Source organism: Plantibacter sp. Leaf1 (assembly GCF_001421315.1).
Taxonomy (GTDB): domain Bacteria; phylum Actinomycetota; class Actinomycetes; order Actinomycetales; family Microbacteriaceae; genus Plantibacter.
This window is the reverse complement of record NZ_LMJX01000002.1, coordinates 2,170,284-2,190,022: the sequence shown is the minus strand read 5'-3', so window position 1 is coordinate 2,190,022 and position 19,739 is coordinate 2,170,284. Positions and strand designations below refer to the sequence as shown.

The 19,739-nt window shown below is 70.5% G+C and carries 18 protein-coding genes; 5 read left to right on the top strand and 13 right to left on the bottom strand.

Annotated elements, in window-relative coordinates:
• Nucleotides 1-52: 52 nt before the first annotated feature.
• Nucleotides 53-1,804, top strand: coding sequence for a right-handed parallel beta-helix repeat-containing protein (locus ASE44_RS12565; protein WP_056780298.1), 1,752 nt, complete (start codon nt 53-55; stop codon nt 1,802-1,804).
• A gap of 66 nt (nt 1,805-1,870) precedes the next feature.
• Here the strand turns inward: ASE44_RS12565 and ASE44_RS12560 are convergent, their stop codons facing one another.
• The 3 genes from ASE44_RS12560 to ASE44_RS12550 all read right to left on the bottom strand — a co-directional run bounded on the left by ASE44_RS12560 (nt 1,871) and on the right by ASE44_RS12550 (nt 7,533).
• A complete protein-coding gene (locus tag ASE44_RS12560; RefSeq protein WP_056011789.1) occupies nt 1,871-3,955 on the bottom strand; it encodes an ABC transporter ATP-binding protein in 2,085 nt (694 codons plus the stop codon).
• A gap of 2 nt (nt 3,956-3,957) precedes the next feature.
• Nucleotides 3,958-5,694, bottom strand: coding sequence for an ABC transporter ATP-binding protein (locus tag ASE44_RS12555; RefSeq protein ID WP_056010000.1), 1,737 nt, complete (start codon nt 5,692-5,694; stop codon nt 3,958-3,960).
• 273 nt (nt 5,695-5,967) lie between these two features.
• On the bottom strand, nt 5,968-7,533 hold the full coding sequence (locus ASE44_RS12550; RefSeq protein ID WP_056780295.1) for a molybdopterin-dependent oxidoreductase: 1,566 nt from the start codon (nt 7,531-7,533) through the stop codon (nt 5,968-5,970).
• 90 nt (nt 7,534-7,623) lie between these two features.
• Here ASE44_RS12550 and moaA point away from each other — a divergent pair, with 90 nt between their 5' ends.
• Together moaA and ASE44_RS12540 are read left to right on the top strand one after the other, a co-directional pair.
• Nucleotides 7,624-8,691: a GTP 3',8-cyclase MoaA gene (gene moaA, locus ASE44_RS12545; RefSeq protein ID WP_056009996.1), complete on the top strand. Its 1,068-nt coding sequence runs from the start codon at nt 7,624-7,626 to the stop codon at nt 8,689-8,691.
• Nucleotides 8,684-8,941 (top strand): MoaD/ThiS family protein, encoded by a 258-nt coding sequence (locus ASE44_RS12540; protein WP_056780293.1) that lies wholly within the window; start codon nt 8,684-8,686, stop codon nt 8,939-8,941. The genes moaA and ASE44_RS12540 overlap by 8 nt, the downstream gene beginning before the upstream one ends.
• A gap of 13 nt (nt 8,942-8,954) precedes the next feature.
• On the opposite strand, the gene ASE44_RS12535 is transcribed toward ASE44_RS12540, so the two are convergent.
• The 3 genes from ASE44_RS12535 to ASE44_RS12525 are packed head-to-tail and all read right to left on the bottom strand — an operon-like array spanning nt 8,955 to nt 12,638.
• Nucleotides 8,955-9,425, bottom strand: coding sequence for a BLUF domain-containing protein (locus ASE44_RS12535; RefSeq protein ID WP_056780290.1), 471 nt, complete (start codon nt 9,423-9,425; stop codon nt 8,955-8,957).
• A 34-nt stretch (nt 9,426-9,459) separates the two neighbouring features.
• Nucleotides 9,460-10,002: a hypothetical protein gene (locus ASE44_RS12530; RefSeq protein WP_056780288.1), complete on the bottom strand. Its 543-nt coding sequence runs from the start codon at nt 10,000-10,002 to the stop codon at nt 9,460-9,462.
• Between the two features lie 35 nt (nt 10,003-10,037).
• On the bottom strand, nt 10,038-12,638 hold the full coding sequence (locus ASE44_RS12525) for an excinuclease ABC subunit UvrA (protein WP_056780286.1): 2,601 nt from the start codon (nt 12,636-12,638) through the stop codon (nt 10,038-10,040).
• A gap of 143 nt (nt 12,639-12,781) precedes the next feature.
• Here ASE44_RS12525 and ASE44_RS12520 point away from each other — a divergent pair, with 143 nt between their 5' ends.
• Both ASE44_RS12520 and ASE44_RS12515 read left to right on the top strand, forming a co-directional pair.
• Nucleotides 12,782-13,246 (top strand): hypothetical protein, encoded by a 465-nt coding sequence (locus tag ASE44_RS12520; protein WP_056780284.1) that lies wholly within the window; start codon nt 12,782-12,784, stop codon nt 13,244-13,246.
• A 59-nt stretch (nt 13,247-13,305) separates the two neighbouring features.
• On the top strand, nt 13,306-13,878 hold the full coding sequence (locus tag ASE44_RS12515; protein ID WP_056780281.1) for a dihydrofolate reductase family protein: 573 nt from the start codon (nt 13,306-13,308) through the stop codon (nt 13,876-13,878).
• A gap of 76 nt (nt 13,879-13,954) precedes the next feature.
• On the opposite strand, the gene ASE44_RS12510 is transcribed toward ASE44_RS12515, so the two are convergent.
• From ASE44_RS12510 to ASE44_RS12480, 7 genes are read right to left on the bottom strand one after another with little or no spacing between them, the layout of a single operon-like run.
• Nucleotides 13,955-14,383 carry a molybdenum cofactor biosynthesis protein MoaE gene (locus ASE44_RS12510; RefSeq protein WP_056011786.1) on the bottom strand — a complete coding sequence of 143 codons (429 nt, stop codon included), beginning with the start codon at nt 14,381-14,383 and terminating at the stop codon, nt 13,955-13,957.
• Nucleotides 14,376-15,359 carry a bifunctional molybdenum cofactor biosynthesis protein MoaC/MoaB gene (gene moaCB / locus ASE44_RS12505; protein WP_056780278.1) on the bottom strand — a complete coding sequence of 328 codons (984 nt, stop codon included), beginning with the start codon at nt 15,357-15,359 and terminating at the stop codon, nt 14,376-14,378. Before moaCB ends, ASE44_RS12510 begins: the two co-directional genes overlap by 8 nt.
• Nucleotides 15,356-16,591 carry a gephyrin-like molybdotransferase Glp gene (gene glp / locus ASE44_RS12500; RefSeq protein WP_056781186.1) on the bottom strand — a complete coding sequence of 412 codons (1,236 nt, stop codon included), beginning with the start codon at nt 16,589-16,591 and terminating at the stop codon, nt 15,356-15,358. The genes moaCB and glp overlap by 4 nt, the downstream gene beginning before the upstream one ends.
• A gap of 58 nt (nt 16,592-16,649) precedes the next feature.
• On the bottom strand, nt 16,650-17,789 hold the full coding sequence (locus ASE44_RS12495) for a ThiF family adenylyltransferase (RefSeq protein ID WP_056780275.1): 1,140 nt from the start codon (nt 17,787-17,789) through the stop codon (nt 16,650-16,652).
• Between the two features lie 37 nt (nt 17,790-17,826).
• A complete protein-coding gene (locus tag ASE44_RS12490) occupies nt 17,827-18,204 on the bottom strand; it encodes a VOC family protein (protein WP_056780272.1) in 378 nt (125 codons plus the stop codon).
• A 55-nt stretch (nt 18,205-18,259) separates the two neighbouring features.
• Nucleotides 18,260-18,841, bottom strand: coding sequence for a TetR/AcrR family transcriptional regulator (locus ASE44_RS12485; protein ID WP_056780269.1), 582 nt, complete (start codon nt 18,839-18,841; stop codon nt 18,260-18,262).
• On the bottom strand, nt 18,834-19,670 hold the full coding sequence (locus ASE44_RS12480) for an alpha/beta fold hydrolase (RefSeq protein ID WP_056780267.1): 837 nt from the start codon (nt 19,668-19,670) through the stop codon (nt 18,834-18,836). The genes ASE44_RS12485 and ASE44_RS12480 overlap by 8 nt, the downstream gene beginning before the upstream one ends.
• Nucleotides 19,671-19,739: the final 69 nt, after the last annotated feature.

The window sequence follows — 19,739 nt, the reverse complement described above, 5'->3', positions numbered from 1 at the left end:
TACTCTGTGATCTGTGAAGACGATCTCGACGAGCGGCCGCGCGGATCGGCGGATGGACGCGGTACCTCCCGAACCGACCCCCGAACCGACGAACACCCCCGAGCCTCCGGACACCCCGGAGCCTCCGGACACCCCGGAACCAGCGGATCCGCTGCCGAACCCTCCCGGCGAGGATCCGTCGCCCGAGCCGGCTCCGGCGCCCGCAGGCACCGACGCGGCTCCCACCTCGACGCCAGCCGAGCTGGTCCTCGAAGGGCCCGGGATCGACCCGACCGGCGCGACGGTGAGTACGGCGGCGGTCCTCGCGTGGTTCGCCGCGGTCCCCGCCGGAAGCGCCGTCGTCGTGCGCGGTGGCGACGTCATCGCCCTCGACGCGACGCTCCGGATCGCGCGTCGCATCCATCTCCGCGGACACGGCGAGCTGCGGTTCGTCGGTGGCGTCAGCGCCGCGCCGGCACTGAAACTCGTCGGCGACGGCAGCACGGTCACCGGCATCCGGATCACCTACACCGGGCCGGCCGCTCCAGCCACCGGCGGCCGCAGCACCGGCATCGGCATCTGGGCCGACGACGTGACCGTCAGCGGGGTCACCGTCGACGGCTTCCAGAACGGGGTCGCCGTCCAGCCGACCGGTGAGTTCGAAGGGGTGATCGTCTCCGGGTGCCACATCCTGAACGTCACCGGCTCGGGCGGGGGCCGTGGTTCCGCCTCATCGGCGGGCGAGGACCGCGGCGACGGCATCACCGTCTGGGGAGCTCGAGCCACCGTGGTCGGCAACATCGTCTCGGCGGCGGCCGGGACGGACGCCCGCGTCGGCATCCACGCCGAGAGCCTGCCCGCGTATGCGGCCGAGCCTGGTGACTGGGCCGACTCGCTGGTCACGATCGAGGGGAACGTCGTGACGGGGCCGTTCCGGCGGTCCATCGCCGTGGAGGGCATGGCCCACACGGTGGTCACCGGCAACACCGTCTCCGACGCGACCTGGTGGGGCATCGCCGCCATCGACAGCCGCTCCGTCGCCCTGGTCGCGAACACGGTGCGCTGGACCCGCACGGCCGCCGACGACCAGGGGTCGGCCTGGACGCCGAAACGCGGCCCCATCATGATCTACCGGAACGCCCGGGGGACGGTGGTCGCGAACAACGTCATCGACGTCTGTGGGGTCGCGAGCGCCGCGATCATGGCACAGGCGGCGGGGGCGCCCGGGTCGGCCACCGTCGTCGGGGCCAGCGACGCCCTCATCACCGACAACATGGTCCGAATCGCCGACGGCACCTGCCCCGTCGGGATCTCCCTCGATCGGGCGATGCAGCCGGTCGTCACGGGCAATCGCATCACCGTCACCCGCGGGTCAGGCTCCGTGGGTGGCATCGTCGCCTACTTCGCCGAGGACGCCGTCATCGCCGACAACTCCATCACCGGCTCCGCGACCTCGCACGGGTTCGGCGTGCTGCATGAGGGGCCCGGCTCCGTCGTGATCACCGGGAACCGGATCGACCACATCCGGGTCGCCGTCTCCGTGGCCAACTGCAGCGGAGGTGCCACCATAGCCACCAACACCGGTCGCGACTGCGAGTACGGACTCGACACCTTCGGATCGACCGGGCGCTCGGTGGTGTACGGCAACCGCTGGGAGGTGACGAACACCGCGCACGCCAACGCGCAACCGAACACGAGCTACCTGTCGACGCGGCACATGGGGCTCGCCCGCCCGTACGGCGGTGCGTCGGGCGACCTCCTCGTCGGGAACGGCCGTCTGTGGGTGAACGACCAGGGCACCTGGCGCTCGGCCACCCTGAGCTGAACCGACGGGCGGGCCCTCGGTGTCCGAGAGCCCGCCCGCTGGTGGTCGTGGTGGGGAGGTGCGGCGTCAGCTGCGCGGTGCGTGCGACGCGTCGGGTCCGCCCGTGGGCACGGCCCCGTCGGTCGCCGCCGCCTGCTCGCCACCACGGAACTGCGTGCGGTAGAGCTCCGCGTACGCGCCGTCGACCTCGAGCAGCTGCGCATGCGAGCCCTGCTCGACGATGCGGCCGTTCTCCATCACGAGGATCGTGTCGGCGTCGCGGATCGTCGAGAGCCGGTGGGCGATCACGAACGACGTCCGGTCGCTCCGCAGCGCCGCCATGGCGTGCTGCACGAGGAGCTCCGTCCGGGTGTCGACGGACGAGGTCGCCTCGTCGAGGATGAGGAGCTTCGGCTTCGCGATGAAGGCACGGGCGATCGTGATGAGCTGCCGCTCACCGGCCGACACGCTGCCGCCGTCGGCGTCGAGGACGGTGTCGTAGCCGTCGGGCAGCTGCCGTACGAAGCGGTCCACCATCGTCGCCTCAGCAGCCTCGACGACCTCCTCGTCACTCGCGTCGAGTCGGCCGTACCGGATGTTCTCGCGGATGGTGCCCTCGAACAGCCAGGCGTCCTGCAGAACCATGCCGACCTGCGACCGCAGCTCGGCACGCGTCAGTGCCGTGACGTCGACGCCGTCGAGCAGGATGCGCCCGCCGGTCAGCTCGTAGAACCGCATCACCAGGTTGACGAGGGTCGTCTTGCCGGCGCCGGTCGGGCCGACGATCGCGACCGTCTGGCCCGGCTGGGCGGAGAAGGAGAGGTCCTCGATGAGGGGCTTCTCGGCGTCGTAACTGAAGGAGACGCCGTCGAACTCGACGTGGCCGTCGGTGTGCTCGGGCAGGTGTGCTGTCGCCGTCTCGGGGTCCTGCTCCTCGGCGTCGAGCAGCTCGAAGGTGCGCTCGGCGGAGGCGACACCCGACTGCAGCTGGTTCGCCATGCCGGCGATCTGGCCGAGCGGCTGCGAGAACTCGCGCGAGTACTGGATGAACGCGGTCGCGTCGCCGAGCGTCATCTGCCCGGAGGCGACGCGCAGCCCGCCGACCACGGCGATGAGCACGTAGGACAGGTAGGAGACGAAGGTCATCGCGGGCATGATCATGCCGGAGACGAACTGCGCACCGAACGCTGCGGTGAAGAGCTTCTCGTTGCGCTCGTCGAACTCGGCGAGCATCTCCTTGTCGCGACCGAACACGCGCACCAGCTCGAGGCCGGAGAACGACTCCTCGATGTGCCCGTTGAGCGAACCGGTGTTCTTCCACTGCGCGGTGAACAGCTTCTGCGAGCGGGAGCCGATGACCCCGGCGATCAGCGCCGACAGCGGCAGGGCGATGAGCGCGATGAGGGCGAGCTGCCACGACACGATGAACATCATCGCCGTGATGCCGAGGACGGTGAGCGCCGACTGGACGAGCTGCGAGAACGCCTGCTGGAGCGCGGTCTGGATGTTGTCGACGTCGTTCGTGACGCGAGACATGAGGTCGCCGCGCTGGCGGGTGTCGAAGTAGCTGAGCGGGAGGCGGTTGAGCTTCCGCTCGATGTCCTGGCGGAGGTTGTAGACGACCCGCATGACGAGGCCGTTGAGGACGTACCCCTGCGCCCAGTTGAGGATCGAGGCGATCACGTACATGGCGAGCACGATGATGATGAGCCGGCCGAGCAGGGTGAAGTCGATGCCCTGACCGGGCGTGATGTCGGACTTCACGAGCATGTCGGCGTACTGGTCGTTGCCGGACGCCCGCGCTTCGTCGACGATCTGGTCGAGCGGCACACCCGTCGGCAGCTGCGAACCGATGACACCGTTGAAGATCGCGTCCATCGCGAGCCCGAGGATCTTCGGTGCGATGACGGTGAGGACGACCGACAGGACGACGAGCCCCACGACGAGGCTCATCTTCAGCTTCTCGGGGGCGAGCAGCCCGACGAGCCGCTTCGCGGACGGCCAGAACTGCTCGGCTTTCTTGGAGGGGGTGCCGCCGAACATGTCGCCGTCGGCCTCGCTCGGCGTGAACTCCGGCGAGAGGGCCTCCTCCTCGACGGCGTTCAGCTCGGGAGCCTGAGCGGCGTCCTTCGATGCTCCGGATGAGCGCTTGTCTCGTGGTGAACGGGCCATGATCACGCCACCCCTTCCACAGCGAGCTGCGATTGGACGATCTCGCGATACGTCTCGTTGGATTCGATGAGGTCGTCGTGGGTGCCGCGGCCGACGATGCCGCCGTCGTCCATGACGATGATGTGGTCGGCCTCGCGGATCGTGGCGATCCGCTGGGCGACGATGATGACCGTCGCGTCGGCGGTGCTCTCCCCGAGGGCCGCGCGGAGGCGGGCGTCGGTCGAGACGTCGAGGGCCGAGAAGGAGTCGTCGAACAGGTACACGCGGGGCTTCGCGACGAGCGCGCGAGCGATGCAGAGTCGCTGCCGCTGGCCGCCGGACACGTTCGTGCCGCCCTGCGCGACGCCGTCGTTCAGCATCTTCGGCTTCGCGCGGACGAAGTCCTCGGCCTGGGCGACGTCGAGTGCGCTCCACAGCTCTTCGTCGGTGGCGTCGGGGCGACCGAAGCGGAGGTTCGACGCGATCGTGCCCGAGAAGAGGTAGGGCTTCTGCGGGACGATGCCGACCACGCCGGCGATCTGCTGCCGGGTGAGCTGCGAGACGGGCACGCCGTCGATCGTGACGTGTCCCTGCTGCGGGTCGTAGAGGCGGGGGATGAGCGACAGCAGCGTCGTCTTGCCGGAACCGGTGGAGCCGACGATCGCCGTGGTCTTGCCGGGTTCCGCCGTGAACGTGATGTTCGACAGCACGGGACGCTCGGCCCCCGGGTACCCGAAGGTGACGCCGGTGAACTCGACGCGACCGACGGACGGCACGCGGATGTCGGTGCTCGTCGGGACGGCGAGGCTCGGCTCGGTGTCGAGGACGCTCTGGATGCGCTCGGCGCAGACGACGGCGCGCGGGATCATCATCACCATGAAGACGCCCATCATCACCGAGGTGAGGATCTGGAGCAGGTACTGGAGGAAGGCGGTGAGCGAGCCGACCTGCATCTGCCCGGCGTCCACCCGGTGGCCGCCGAACCACAGCACGGCCGCGGTGGCGAGGTGCAGGACCATCATGATGACGGGGAACATGAGCACGAAGATGTTGCCGACCTTGACGGACACCCGGGTGAGGGACTCGTTGGCCCGGTTGTAGCGCTCCGACTCGAACGGCTCGCGGACGAAGGCGCGGACGACGCGGATGCCGATGATCTGCTCGCGCAGCACGCTGTTGATGCCGTCGATGCGGTCCTGCATCTGCCGGAACAGGGGCATGAGCAGGTAGACGAGGAACCCGACGATGATGAACAGTACGGGTACCGACACCCACACGAGCCAGGAGAGCCCGGCGTCCTCGCGGAGGGCCATGATGATGCCGCCGACGCACATGATCGGCGCGGACACCATGAAGTTGAGGGTCATGAGCACGAGCATCTGCACCTGCTGCACGTCGTTCGTGCCGCGGGTGATGAGCGTCGCGCTGCCGAACCCGCTGATCTCGAGCGCGCCGAGCGAGTCGACCTTGCGGTAGAACTCGCGGCGCAGGTCGCGGCCGATCGCCATCGCGGTGCGTGCGCCGAAGTAGACGCCGCCGATGGCCGCGGCCACCTGGACCAGGCAGACGATCAACATCGTCATGCCCGTGGACCAGATGAAGTCGGTGTCGCCCCGCGAGACGCCCTGATCGATGATCTGCGCGTTCAGGCTGGGGAGGTAGAGGGCCGCGATCGTCGAGACGAGCTGCAGCACGAAGACCGCGACGACCCACGCCGCGTACGGCTTGGCGTGTCGGAGCGCGAGGGCGAGGAGGGCCATGTGAGGTCCTTTGACGATTCGTGTCCGGTGCGCGGGAGGGCGCGCGGACGGAGGAGAGGTGGAGCCGGCCTGGCGAGGACGCCAGTGCTCCCGGCGGTGCTCGGTCGGCGGGAGAGGGTGGTGCCCGTGTGACGATACTCCGAGCCGGTGACACCGGGGTGTCCTGGTTCGGAATCGTGATCAACGCCGACGCGATCACCGATCAGCGAGCGACGGTCCAGCATATATTCCAGATGTCCAGTCCGCGAATCGACCGGGTTCGAGCGGCTCAGCTCAGTCCACGCCCACCGTGATGGTGTGCCAGCCTTCGGCTCCGTTCGGGACCACGTCGACGGGGGTCTCGCTCTGCGTCTTCCCGCTCGCGTCGGTGGCTCGCACGGCGATGGTGTGGTCGCCGGCCGGGGCGTCCCACTCGAGCACCCACTGCACCCAGGTGTCGTCGGAGATGGCCGTCGCGAGCGTCGTGTCGACCCAGTCGCCGTCGTCGATCCGCACCTGGACGCGCTCGACGCCGGTGTGCTGGGCCCACGCGACACCGGCCACGGCGACGGTGCCGGCCGCGACCCGCCCGCCGTTGCGGGGCACGTCGATGCGCGACTCCGTCTTGATGGGCCCACGCTCGGACCAGCCGCGGTCGGTCCAGTAGGCGCGGGCGTCGGCGTAGCGGGTGACCTCGAGCTCGACGACCCACTTCGTGGCGGAGACGTAGCCGTAGAGGCCGGGGACGACCATGCGCACGGGGAAGCCGTGCTGCAGGGGCAGCGGTTCGCCGTTCATCCCGACGGCGAGGAGGCTGTCGCGGTTCACATCCTGCAACACCTCGAGCGGGGTCCCGGCGGTGAAACCGTCGATGCTCCGGGACAGGACCATGTCGGCACCGGCCAGCGGTTTGGCGCGCGCGAGCAGCTCGCGGATGGGGTGGCCGAGCCACAGGGCGTTCCCGATGAGGTCGCCGCCGACGGGGTTGGAGACGCAGGTCAGGGTGATGATCGACTCCTGCAGGGGGAGGGCCAGCAGCTCGGCGAAGTCGATCTCGATCTCCTGCTCGACCATGCCGGTGATCTTGAGGCTCCACGTCGAGGGGTCGACGTTCGGCACCTGCAGGGCGGTGTCGATCCGGTAGAAGGAGTCGTTGGCCGACACGACGGGGGTGAGGCCGTCGATGCCGAGTTCCGCTCCGGCCGGGACCGGCGGTGCGACGACGGCGGCCTTCGGGAGCTTCAGGGCCTTCCGGATGGTCTCCACGGCGACGGCTCCGGCCGACGCCACGCGTGCACCGACTCCCACGACGAGAGCGCCCACGGCCGTGCCGCCGAGCAGCACGAGGAACGAACGTCGGGGGAGTTCGGCGCGGGAGGCGCCCACGACCGGGCGGGCGGCGTCGGCGAGGGTCGCGTCGTCCCAGGTGCGGAGGCGGGCCACGAGGAGACGCAGGATCAGGATGCCGACCGCCGTGCCGACGATGCTCGGGGACGCCCAGTCGAGCCCAGCGTCGGCGCGGGTGACCGCCGCGACGACCGCGACCCCGCCGACCAGCGCGAGTGCGAGGCAGCCGACGACCGGGCGGCGCTCCTCGAGGACACCGATGCCGACCGCGAGTGCCGCGACCAGGACACCGAGCACGATGAGCAGCACGAGCTTGTCGTTCGTGCCGAACAGGGCAATGACGAGGTCCTTCACCCAGCCGGGCACGAGGTCGATGACGAGGGAGCCGACCGCGAGGAGCGGCGAACTCGCCGGTGCGACGAACGCTGCGACGGCCTCGGCCGACCCGAGGGTGGCGACGGCTGCGACGATGCCGGACGCGCCGGCGAGCAGGGTACGACGGCGAGGCTCCATGCCCGTCATGCTACGCGCGCCCGCTGGACATTCCTCCCGGAACCGGCGCTAGAGGGGTGAGTCGGGCGTCCGTGCCCGTAGCCTGGGGGGATGACCGCAGTCGGGCTCGGAATCCCTCGTATCGGGTCGCCACTCAGGCGCATCCCGGACGCTGCCGGACGCCCCGACGTCGACGGCCTCATCGACCGCTTCGGACGCGTCGCCCGCGACCTCCGGGTGTCGATCACCGAGAAGTGCTCCTTGCGGTGCACCTACTGCATGCCGGAGCAGGGGCTCCCGGCGATCGCCCGCGAGGACCTCCTCACGCCGACGGAGATCGGTCGCCTCGTCGAGATCGCCGTCCGCGACCTCGGGGTGCACGACATCCGCTTCACCGGTGGCGAGCCGCTCATGCGCCCCGACCTCGCCGAGATCATCTCGCGCAGTTCCGCCGTCGCCGGCGACGCATCGATCTCCATGACCACGAACGGCATCGGCCTCGACAAGCGGGTCGACGAGCTCGTCGCCGCCGGGCTCACCCGCGTGAACATCTCGCTCGACACCGTCGATCGCGACCACTTCGCCCGGCTCACCCGTCGCGACCGTCTTCCGGCGGTACTCGCCGGGATCGAGGCCGCCAAGCGGGCCGGGCTGACGCCGTTGAAGATCAACGCGGTCCTCATGCGCGACACGCTCGACGGCGCGGTCGCCCTGCTGTCTTGGGCCATCGAGAACGGGTGCCGCCTGCGGTTCATCGAGCAGATGCCGCTCGACGCCGACGAGCAATGGGTGCGCGAGAACATGGTCGACGCGGCCGAGCTGCTCGACGTGCTCGGCTCGCGCTTCACGCTGACGGCCCCGCACCGCGAGGACCCGTCGGCTCCGGCCGAGGAGTGGCTCGTCGACGGCGGCCCGGCGACGGTGGGCATCATCGCCTCGGTCACGCGCTCGTTCTGCGACGACTGCGACCGCACGCGGCTCACCGCAGAGGGCACGATCCGGTCGTGCCTGTTCGGCGACGACGAGACCGACCTCCGCGGCATGCTGCGCTCGGGCGTCGAGGACGTCGAGATCGCCGACCGGTGGCGCGCCGCCATGTGGCACAAGCAGGCCGGGCACCGCATCGCGTCGGCCGACTTCGTCCGCCCTGAGCGGAGCATGGGGGCGATCGGTGGCTGAGACCACGACCCAGCAGGTGCTCGTCCGCTACTTCGCCGCGGCCGAGGAGGCCGCCGGTGTGCCGGAGGAGTCCCTCCCCGCGGTGGCGACGGTGGGCCAGCTGAAGTCGGTGCTGTCCGAGCGCTACGGCGACGCAATGGTGCGGGTGCTCGCCTCAGGGTCGTTCCTCGTGGACGGGGTTGTCAGCCGCGACGACGAACGTCCGCTCGGTGCACGCGTGGACGTCCTTCCGCCGTTCGCCGGCGGCTAAGAGGGCGACGCCGCTAGGACGACGCCGACGAGGTGTCGCGTTCGGAGCCAGCGCGGGCGGCCCGCTGCTGGAACCATCGGACGACGCCCCGGATGCGGTGGTGTTTGGCGGCGGCCTCCTCGCGGTCGTCACCGGGCTCGTCGACCCCGGGGATCGGCCCGTCCGGGTAGTCGGCGAGGCGTTCGGACCGCATCGTCCAGTCGGGGAATCGGCGGTAGGGGATCTCCTCTTCGAGCAGGATCCGCATGTCGCGGTGTCTGCCGTCCGCCCACAGCTTCTTCAGCACGTGCTGGACGACCACCGGAGGGCCCTCGATGACCTGGAAGAAGTCGTCGGCCTTGACGGCGAGCATCCCGGTCAGGCCCGAGCGCTCGTTGTTCTCCCGCGACTGTCGGAGCAGCGCGTCCAGGGTGGGACGGGTCAGCGGGGTGGACGAGGTGCTCACGTATGTGACGGAGAGCAACGCGGTTTCGGGCTGCGTCATACTCCGTGACCTTACACGCCAGGTGTCGAATAAGTCACCGGGATGCGTGCCATGCGCGGCGCGCGACCCCCGCTGATCGGAATGCGAGGACGAGCGAGGCGATCGCGCCCGCGATGGTCGTCAGGAAGGCTGCGAAGGCGAGCATCTGGAGGAGTTCACCCACCGACGACGATCGGCCGATGTACGGCGGGATCTCGTCCGACACGGTGTTCCCGACCCCGAACCCGGCGAAGAACATGGCCAGGAGCCCCAGCCAGACGAGCATCGATCCGAGAGTCGCGACGTGGACCCAGTGGGTGCCGAGGCGCCCGCGCCAGCCGAAGGACGTGAACACCAGGATGGCGGTGAGGCCGAGCAGGAACGCGATCGCGACGCCGACGAGTCCGACGGCGAGGGAGGTCGGCGTGAAGACGCCGTAGATGGCCTCCAGGCCGTACGAGTCGTCCGTCATCGCGAGCGGCGCCCAGATGAGTTCCTCGATCGGTGCGAGCACCAGCATCACCGTCGCGGCGACCGCCCACACGATCACGGCGATGCGCTGCGGGCGGAGGTCGCGGTGTGCCTCGGGCGTCTGCATGGACTCCACGCTAGGTGCTCGACGACGTCGGGGCGTCATCCTGCCGAGGTGTCCTCGGGCGGCGGTGCCTCGCCGAGGAGCGTCAACCGCTTCGCGAGGTACGGCGCCGTCCGACTGGCCGGGTCCGCGGCGACGGTGTCCGGTGTGCCGGCGGAGACGATCCGTCCGCCCGCGTCGCCTCCGGACGGCCCGAGGTCGATCACCCAGTCCGCCGCGGCGACGACGTCCATCTCGTGCTCGACCACGACGACGGTGTCACCGGAGTCGACGAGCGCGTTCAACTGCGCCAGCAGGCGACGGACGTCGGACGGGTGCAGACCGGTCGTCGGCTCGTCCAGGAGGTAGAGGGTGTGCCCGCGGCGCACCCGCTGCAGTTCCGTCGCGAGCTTGATGCGCTGCGCTTCGCCGCCAGACAGCTCCGTGGCGGGCTGACCGAGCCGCAGATACCCGAGGCCGACCTCGAGCAGGGTGCGGAGGCTCCGTGCCGCCGCCGGAACGGACGCGAGGAAGTCCGCCGCCTGCTCCACGGTCAGCGCGAGCACGTCGGCGATCGACTTCCCGTCGTAGGTGACCTCGAGCGTCTCCGCGTTGTAGCGCGCGCCACCGCAGGTCGGGCACTTCCCGTAGCTGCCGGGGAGGAACAGGAGTTCGACGGAGACGAAGCCCTCACCGAGACAGGTCTCGCAGCGGCCGCCCGCGACGTTGAACGAGAACCGGCCGGCCGAGTAGCCGCGCTCGCGCGCCAGGTCCGTTGCGGCGAAGGCCGCGCGGACGGCGTCGAAGAGTCCGGTGTACGTCGCGAGGTTCGAGCGCGGCGTGCGTCCGATCGGCTTCTGGTCCACCCGCACGAGGCGGTCGATGTGCTCGAGGCCCGTCGTGCGGCGGACGGACAGGGTGTCAGCGTGCCCGTCCGGGACGGTCGCCTCGGCCAGACCGGCGCCGGTCGCATCCGGCTCGTCCGTCGCGTCGTCCTCGTCGAGTACGTGGTCACGGTCGCCGCCTGCGCGCAGGTGGTCCCGGACGACGTCGCGGAGGACCCGGCTCACGAGCGTCGACTTACCGGAACCCGAGACGCCCGTGACCGCCACGAAGGTGCCCAGGGGGATCTCCGCGTCGACACCGGCGAGGTTGTGCAGGCTGATGCCCTCGACCTTCAGCCATCCGCGCGGTTCCCGCAGCGCACGACGAGCGTCGGCCGACCCGTCCGCTTCTGGGAAGAGGAAGGGCCGCGTCGCCGAGGCCTCGACGTCGGCGAGCCCTGAGACCGCACCGCTGTAGAGCACCTCGCCGCCGCCCTCGCCGGCGCCCGGTCCGACGTCGACGATCCAGTCCGCGTTCCGGACGACGTCCATGTTGTGCTCGACGACGTACACCGAGTTGCCCGAGCGCTTGAGCTGCTCCAGCACGTCGAGCAGGGGTTCCGCGTCGGCCGGGTGGAGGCCCGCCGACGGCTCGTCGAGCACGTAGACGACCCCGAAGAGCCCGGACCGCAGCTGGGTCGCCAGGCGGAGCCGCTGCATCTCACCCGGGGACAACGTCGTCGTCACCCGGCCGAGCCCCAGATAGCCGAGGCCGAGGTCGGTGAGGACGCCGATGCGCGCGAGGAGGTCGGTCGTGATGGCGACGGCCACGTCGGTGCGCTCGCCGGAGAGCGTCGTCGGGAGCGCCGGTGCGGCGTCGGTCAGCTCGGTCGTCGGTCGGATGACTTCGGCGAGTTCCGTCATCGGGAGGGCGTTGAGTTCGGCGATCGTCCGGCCGGCGAAGGTGACGGCCAGGGCCTCACGGCGGAGCCCGGTGCCGTGGCACAGCGGGCAGGGGCCGGAGCGCACGAACTGGAGGACCTTGTTCCGCATCATCTGGCTCTTGGAGTCGGAGAGGGTGTGGAAGACGTACTGCTTCGCGCTCCAGAACATGCCGTTGTACGGCTTCGCGACCCGGTCGCGTTGCGGGGTGATCTGCACCACCGGCTGCTCCTCGGTGAAGAGGATCCAGTCGCGATCCTCCTGATCGAGCTCACGCCACGGCCGGTCGACGTCGTAGCCGAGCGCGATCGTGATGTCGCGGAGGTTCTTCGCCTGCCAGGCTCCGGGCCAGGCGGCGATCGCACCCTCGCGGATGCTGAGCGACGGGTCGGGCACGAGGGAGTCCTCGGTGACCGTGTGCGCGACGCCGATGCCGTGGCACTCGGGGCAGGCGCCGACGGCGGTGTTCGGCGAGAACGCGTCGGAGTCGAGCCGGGTCGTGAAGCCCTCGGGGAACGTACCGGCACGCGAGAAGAGCATGCGGAGGGAGTTCGAGAGCGTGGTGACGGTGCCGACGCTCGAGCGCGAGCTGGGGGCACCGCGGCGCTGCTGCAGGGCGACCGCCGGCGGAAGGCCGGAGATGGAGTCCACGTGCGGGTCGTGGCCCTGCTGGATCAGTCGCCGGGCGTAGGGGGCGACGGACTCCAGATACCGGCGCTGTGCCTCGGTGAAGATGGTGCCGAACGCGAGGGACGACTTCCCGGACCCGGAGACGCCCGTGAAGGCGACGATGGCGTCGCGGGGGACGTCGACGTCCACGTTGCGGAGGTTGTTCTCGTTGGCTCCCCGGACGCGGACGAACGGGTCGGATGCTTCGGGGGCGTGTTCGGGCATCAGATCACCCTACGTCGCCCGCGGCCCGGATGCGGAGTGGTTGACGCGTCCTCGCAGGTGTGCGGGAGCGGCTCTTGCCAGGAGGGTCACCGAGCTGACATGCTGACCGGTTGCCCGAAGCGGGCGCAGAGTTGGAGTCCGCCGTGTCCCATGAAGCCGAAGACCCGCGAGCCGTCGTGCGGGCGAGCGTCGAGTACTGGCGTTCCTTCGTGCAGCGACTCGCAGGAGCATCGGCGGTGACCTCGGTCGAGGAGATCGCCACTGACTGGCCGATGACCAGCCTGTGCGTCGAACCTGTGAACCCACGATCGGCCTCGATCGACCTGCTCATCACCGCACACGAGATGATCCTGCACCTCGGCCGGCACGGCTGTCGCTGGGAACTCGACGACGGCGATGTCGATACCGACTTCACCGAACGGGTGATCGAGGCCGCGATCGCCGGACGCGCAGAGGAGCTCGTCGGAACGATCCGGTTCGCCGTGCGGGTCACCTTCCGGGACGGCACCGTCGACGAGAACGTTCGACTCGACGGCTTCCTGGCCCCGACGCGGCGCTGGATGCGCCGCGAGCCGTGGACCCGCTTCGAGCCGTACCTCGTGGACTGAGGATGTTCGGCGAGAACACGTCGTGAGTGGCGTCGGGGGTGCACGGCAGAATCACCACCATGATTCGTGAACATTCCTGGCGCGGCTGCGTCTTCATCGGCGTGAGCCTCGACGGATTCATCGCCAAGCCCGACGGCGACCTCGACTGGCTCACCGGACTCACGCCGCGAGACCACACCGCGGATGCGCCGGGGGAGCACCCGGCACTCGTCTGGGAGACGTTCTTCCCGGACGTCGACACCCTGGTGATGGGTCGGACCACCTACGAGACCGTCCGTGGCTTCGACGAGTGGCCGTTCGAGGGCAAGCGGGTCGTCGTGTTGAGTACCACGCTGGAAGCCGGGGACGACCGCATCGCGATCGCCGGGTCGCTCGACGATGCCGTGGCTTTGCTCGACGAGGCCGGAGCCGGGCGTGTCTACATCGACGGTGGCAGGACGATCCAGGCGTTCCTGGGCGCCGGCCTCGTCGACGAGCTGACGGTGTCGGTCGCCCCGGTCCTCATCGGTTCCGGCGCACGCCTCTTCGGCGACCTCGACGCCGACGTCCTCCTGCGGCTCCGAGGCACCCACGCGACGCCCGAGGACGGGCTCGTGCGCATCACCTACGACGTGCTGGCAAAGGACGCCTAGGCGCCGTCACGATTATTGCGTTTTCGCGATACAGCCCAATACAGCCCAATACAACGCGATTCCCGCGCGGCGCGCGCTACAGACCGACCCACTCCGTCTCGCCGTCGGCGAGGTGCTGACGCTTCCAGATGGGGACGGTGCGCTTGATCTCCTCGACGAGGCGCTCACACGCGGCGAAAGCCTCGGCACGGTGGGCGGCCGCGACGGCGGCGACGAGCGCCAGGTCACCCACGACGAGGGAACCGACCCGGTGCGCGGCGGCCACCCGCAGACCGGTCTCCGCGGCGACGGTGCGGCAGCAGTCCTCCAGGAACCGCTGGGCGTCGGGATGGGCCCGGTAGTCGAGGGCGTCGACCGCCTCGCCGTGATCGTGGTCGCGGACGATCCCCCGGAAGGCGACGAGTGCGCCGTTGGCGGGCGCCGCCACGAAGTCCTCGATCGCATGCGCGTCGAGAGGTGACTCGGAGATGAGGGCGAGGACCTCGGGAACCGTCGACTCACTCATGCGCGCCACCTCCGGCGATCTGGGCGACGAGGTGGTCGAGCAGGCCGTCGAGGACGCTGAGTCCGTCCTTCACGCCGCCGGTCGACCCGGGCAGGTTCACCACGACGGTGCCGCCGGACACCCCGGCGAGCCCGCGGCTGAGCGCCGCGGTCGGGGTCTTGGTCGACCCGAGCGTACGGATCGCCTCCGCGATACCGGGCAGCTCGCGGTCGAGGTGCGACCGGGTCGCCTCCGGGGTGTGGTCACTCGGCGAGAGGCCGGTTCCGCCCGTCGTGATGAGCACCGCGGGCGCAGCATGCAGCGCCGCCGCGATCGCGAGGTGCACCTCGGCGTCGGACACGACCGTCACCGCGTCGACCGCGTATCCGCGATCGGCGAGCCAAGCCGAGATGCGCGGCCCCGTGAGGTCCTCACGCGTGCCCGCCGCACCGGCGGTGGAAGCGACGATGACGGCTGCGGTGCCCGGACGGACCGCTCGCTCGGTCGGCGCCGTGGCCGGATCCTGCGCGCCGGGCGTCCAGTCGCCGCGCTTGCCACCGGACTTCTCCAGCAGGCGGATGTCGCCGAGGACCGAGGCGGGGTCGACGGCCTTCGTCATGTCGTGGAGGGTCAGGCCGGCGATCGACGCGGCCGTCAGGGCCTCCATCTCGACACCCGTCTGCCCGGTGGTCTTCGCCGTCGCCGTGATCACGATCGAGTCCTCGGTGAAGGCGAAGTCGAGGCTCACGGAGGAGAGCGCGAGCTGGTGGCAGAGCGGGATGAGTTCGCTCGTCCGCTTGGCTCCCGCGATGCCCGCGATGCGCGCGGTCGCGATGACGTCCGCCTTCGGCAGACCGTCGGCCTGGACGAGGGCGATGACGTCCGGCCGTGTGGTGAAGGTCGCCGTCGCCGTCGCGACCCGCTTCGTCGTGGCCTTGTCGCCCACGTCGACCATCCGTGCGCGGCCGTCGTCGTCGAGGTGCGTGAGCCCGGTCATAGCGTCCATGCTTCCACAGCGTCCCCGGCTTCGAGCGCGAGGACGTCCTCGGGGATCACGAGGAGGACGTCGGAGGCGGCGAGACCGGCGACGAGGTGTGAACCAGGACCGGCGACGGGTTCGACACGACCGTCGTCGCGCCGGCGTCCACGGAGGAACTGTCGCTTCCCTGGCACCGACTGCACCGCGACGGCGAGCTCCGCCGGGCCTCGAGCCGCCTGCGGCAGTCCGGCCGCACGACGCAGGACCGGGGCGACGAAGACCTCGAACGAGAGCTGCGTGCTGACCGGGTTGCCGGGAAACGCGATGATCGGGACACCACGGTACGCGCCGAGCGCCTGTGGCCCGCCGGGCTGCATCGCGACCGATCCGATCCAGCCGTCCAACGGCCCGAGCACGTCGCGGACGACCTCGTGGTCGCCCATCGAGATGCCGCCGGAGGTGAGGATGAGGGCGGCGTCGCCGTGCAGCTCGTCGAGGAGCGCGAGCAGGGCGTCGCGGTCGTCGACCACCCGCGCCCGCCGGACGACCTCGGCCCCTGCCGCGACGACGGCGGCCGCCAACGCGGTCCCGTTCGAGTCGAAGGTCTGGCCGAGCGTGGGCGTCTCGCCGGGTTCGACGAGTTCCGCACCGGTGGTGACGATCGCGATGCGCGCCCGACGCCGCACCTCGACCGTCGTGATCCCGGCGGCCGCCAGGACGGCCAGGTGGCGCGAGGCGAGACGGATCCCGGCGGGCAGCAGTTCGTCGCCCGCGTGGACGTCGCTGCCGCGTTCGCGGACGAAGAGGCCTGACGGACGCTCGCCGCCGGAGCGCGGGGCCCCGAGGACGACGGTCTCGGTCCCGTCGGGCGCGGTCTCGACCGACGACTCCTCGACGGGCACCACGACGTCCGCGCCGGGCGGCACCACCGCCCCCGTCATGATCCGCACCGAGGTGCCGGCCTGGAGCTCGGCCGGTTCGATCGGCCGTGCGGCGATCTCCCCGACCACCCGCAGTCGCGTCTCACCAGCGGTGAGGTCCGCGGACCGCACGGCGAACCCGTCCATCTGCGAGTTGCGGAACAGCGGCAGCTCGACCGGTGAGGTCACGGCGACGGCCGTCACCCGACCAGCGGCGTCGTCGATCGGCACGGATTCGGTGCCGGTGCTCGTCACAGGGCCGAGGACGGCTGCGACGTCCGAGGCATGCTCCTCGACCCGCTTCCGGCTCGGGGGTGGCGTCGTCGTCATGGTGGATCCCGTCGTCGAGGTCGGTCGGAGGTGCTGCACGGGGTGTTCGGAGCGGTGGTCAGTACCGGGGGACGGTCGGGTCGACGAGTCGCGACCAGGCGTCGATGCCGCCCTCGAGGTGCACGGCTGCGTAACCGCGTTCGAGGAGCAGCCGGAGCGCGGACTCGGAGCGGATGCCGTGGTGGCAGTAGACGACCACCGGTGTCTGCGGGTCGAGGCCGTGGAGTGTCTCCGGCAGGGAGCCGAGCGGCATGAGCGTCGAACCGGGCAGGCGCGCGATCTCCGCCTCCCAGGGCTCCCGGACGTCGAGGAGGACGGATCCGTCGTCGCTGGCGGCCAATTGCTCGGCGGTGATCGTGCGGCCGGCGTGCCGGGGTGCGTGTGGTGCTGCCGATGCCGCGCTCGCCGCATCCCCTCCCGGTGTCCGATGCAGATGCTCGTCGAGCGACACCTGCCGGGCGCCCGCCGGGTCGCGCTCGTAGCGGAGCTCGCGGAAGCCGCCGCTCAGACCGTCGAACATCGTCACGCGCCCGAGCGACGGCGTCCCGACGCCCGTGAGGACCTTGATCGCCTCGGTCGCCATGATCGAGCCGATGACGCCGACCGTGGTGGGCAGGACGCCGCCCGCTTCGCAGGAGAGGATCGAACCATCGGTCGGCGGGTGGGGGAAGAGGTCGCGGTAGCGGGGGCCGCGGCTCGCCCAGCTGAGCCCTGCCTGCCCGCCGTACTGCGACACGGCACCCCAGACGAGCGGGACGTCGGCGAGGGTGGCCGCGTCGTCGACGAGGTACCTGGTCTCGAAGTTGTCGCTGCCGTCGATGACGAGGTCGATCCGTGCGTCCGCCAGGAGCCCCATGATCTCGCCCGGCCCGAGGCGGAGCCGATGACGGACGATCGTTGCGTCGGTGTTGATGGCGAGCGCGCGGTCCGCGGCGGAGTCGACCTTGGGACGGCCGATGTCGCCGGTGCTGTGGACCGTCTGCCGGTGCAGGTTGCTGAGCTCGACCTCGTCGTCGTCCACGAGGTGGATCGCACCATCGCCGGCGCCGACGCCGGCTGCGGCGAGGGCGGGGATCACGATGCTGCCGAGACCACCGGCACCGACGATCAGGACGCGGGCGTCGGCCAGGCGCCGCTGCGCCGCCAGACCGAAGCCGGGGAGGGCGAGCTGCCTGGCGTACCGCGCGGTCGAGGACATGCGCCGATTATCCCACCGGCTCCGTGACCGCCGCCCCTCAGGCCGGGTTCACGCGCGTGCGCAGGAGGCAGAAGGCGTTGCCCTCGGGATCGGCGAGCACGTGCCAGGACTCGTCGCCGGTCTGCCCGATGTCGGCCGGGCGCGCGCCGAGCGCGAGCAGTCGGGTGAGTTCCGCGTCCTGGTCGCCGTCGGTGGGGCTGACGTCGATGTGGAGCCGCGACTTCTGCTGCGGCGGGTCGTCGCTCCGGCTGAGGATGATGGTCGGCTGCGATCCACCGAAGCCGTCGCGCGCTCCGATCTCGACGCCGTCTTCATCCCGGTCGAGCACGACGAAGTCCAGCACCTCGCACCAGAAGCGGGCGAGCGCCTCCGGGTCGCGGCAGTCCAGGACGAGTTCACTGATTCGACATGACATGGCGGCACTGTACCGAGCCGCGTGCATCCAGTGGAAGCCGTTGCTGATCCGGCCGTCACTCGTCGTCGGCGGTCTCCGCCCAGCGTTCGAGCGTCATCGTGAAGCCGCGGACGAGTCGGTCGAAGCTGCGGTCGAGGTCGCGGTCGAGCCCGAACGAGCCGGCGGCCTCGAGGGAGACGAAGCCGTGCAGCGTGGAGCGGAACGCGCGGATCGCGTCGATGGCGTCGTCGCCGCGCAGTTCGTAGGCGGTGAGGACGTCGGAGATGACCTGGATGGCGTCGAGCGATGCCGTGGCGTCCTCCTCGTCGTCCGGCCCCGCGATCCACTGCGCGGCGGTGTAGCGCGCCGGGTGGTCGAGCGCCCACTGCCGGTACGCCAGGGCCATGCCGTGGATCGCGTCCGCACCCGAGCGGCCGACCGCGGCACGACGCAGGACGTCGCCGAGCTCGGCCTTGGCCTGCAGCGAGATGCTGCGACGCAGACCGGCCAGGGAGTCGAGGTGCTTGTAGAGCGACGGTTGCCGGACGCCGAGTCGCTCGGCGAGTGCGGCGAGCGTCAGGGACTGGAGGCCGACCTCGTCGGCGAGCATCGCCGCCTCACTGACGACCCGCTCCCGGCTGAGACCCGCCCTAGGCACGGTGCAGTGCCGTCTGGAGGAAGCCGAGGACGGCGCGCGAGGTGACCTCGGGCTGCTGCGCCTGCGGGTAGTGACCGGCGTCCTGGACCAGGACGACCTCGGCGCTCAGGGTGTCGCCGATCCACTGCGCCTCGGCCGACGGGTCGGAGAAGTCGGGGTCCTTGTCGCCCATGATGACGAGGGTGGGTGCGCTCACGCGGCTGAGGACCGCCTCAGCCGGGGCGTGGTCGGTCTGCCTGGTGGTCTGCGAGAACGCCTTGCCGTAGGCGGGACGGCGCAGGCTCGTGTAGACGGCGTCGCGGTAGTCGTCGAAGTCGACCGGCTTGCGACCGGCGTTGAGCGTGGGGAGGTAGGCCTTCCAGACCCGCGCCACCCAGAGCGGTGCGGTCATCGCCCGGAAGAGCGCCTGCATGACGGCGCCCGCCTTCGGGTTGCGGACGAACGGCCCGACGAGGACGAGGGCGCTGACGTCCTCGGGGTGTTCCGCGGCGACGATCACGCCGGCTCCCGCCGCGAGGGAGTTGCCGACGACGACGGCCGGTGCACCGAGCTCGCGGATGAGGGCGTGGATGTCCGAGGCGGTCGCGACATCGCCGTAGCTGGAGAACGTGGTGTCGCTGTCGCCGTGACCGCGGAGGTCGGTGGATGCGACCCGGTAGCCGGCGGCGGCGAGCTCGGGTGCGAGGAAGCGGTAGGAGGAGCGGAGCTCGCCCATGCCGGGGACGAGGATGACGAGCGGGCCTTCGCCCTGCAGCTCGTAGGCGATCTTGCCCTCCGGGCGGCGGAGGTGGCGGGTGGCGGATCCTGCGGACGCCGGGTTCGTGTTCATATAGCTATATTGACTCGCCGTTTGGCTAATGTCAATAGCTTTTGTGTCGTGGTTCATTCGCCCATGTTT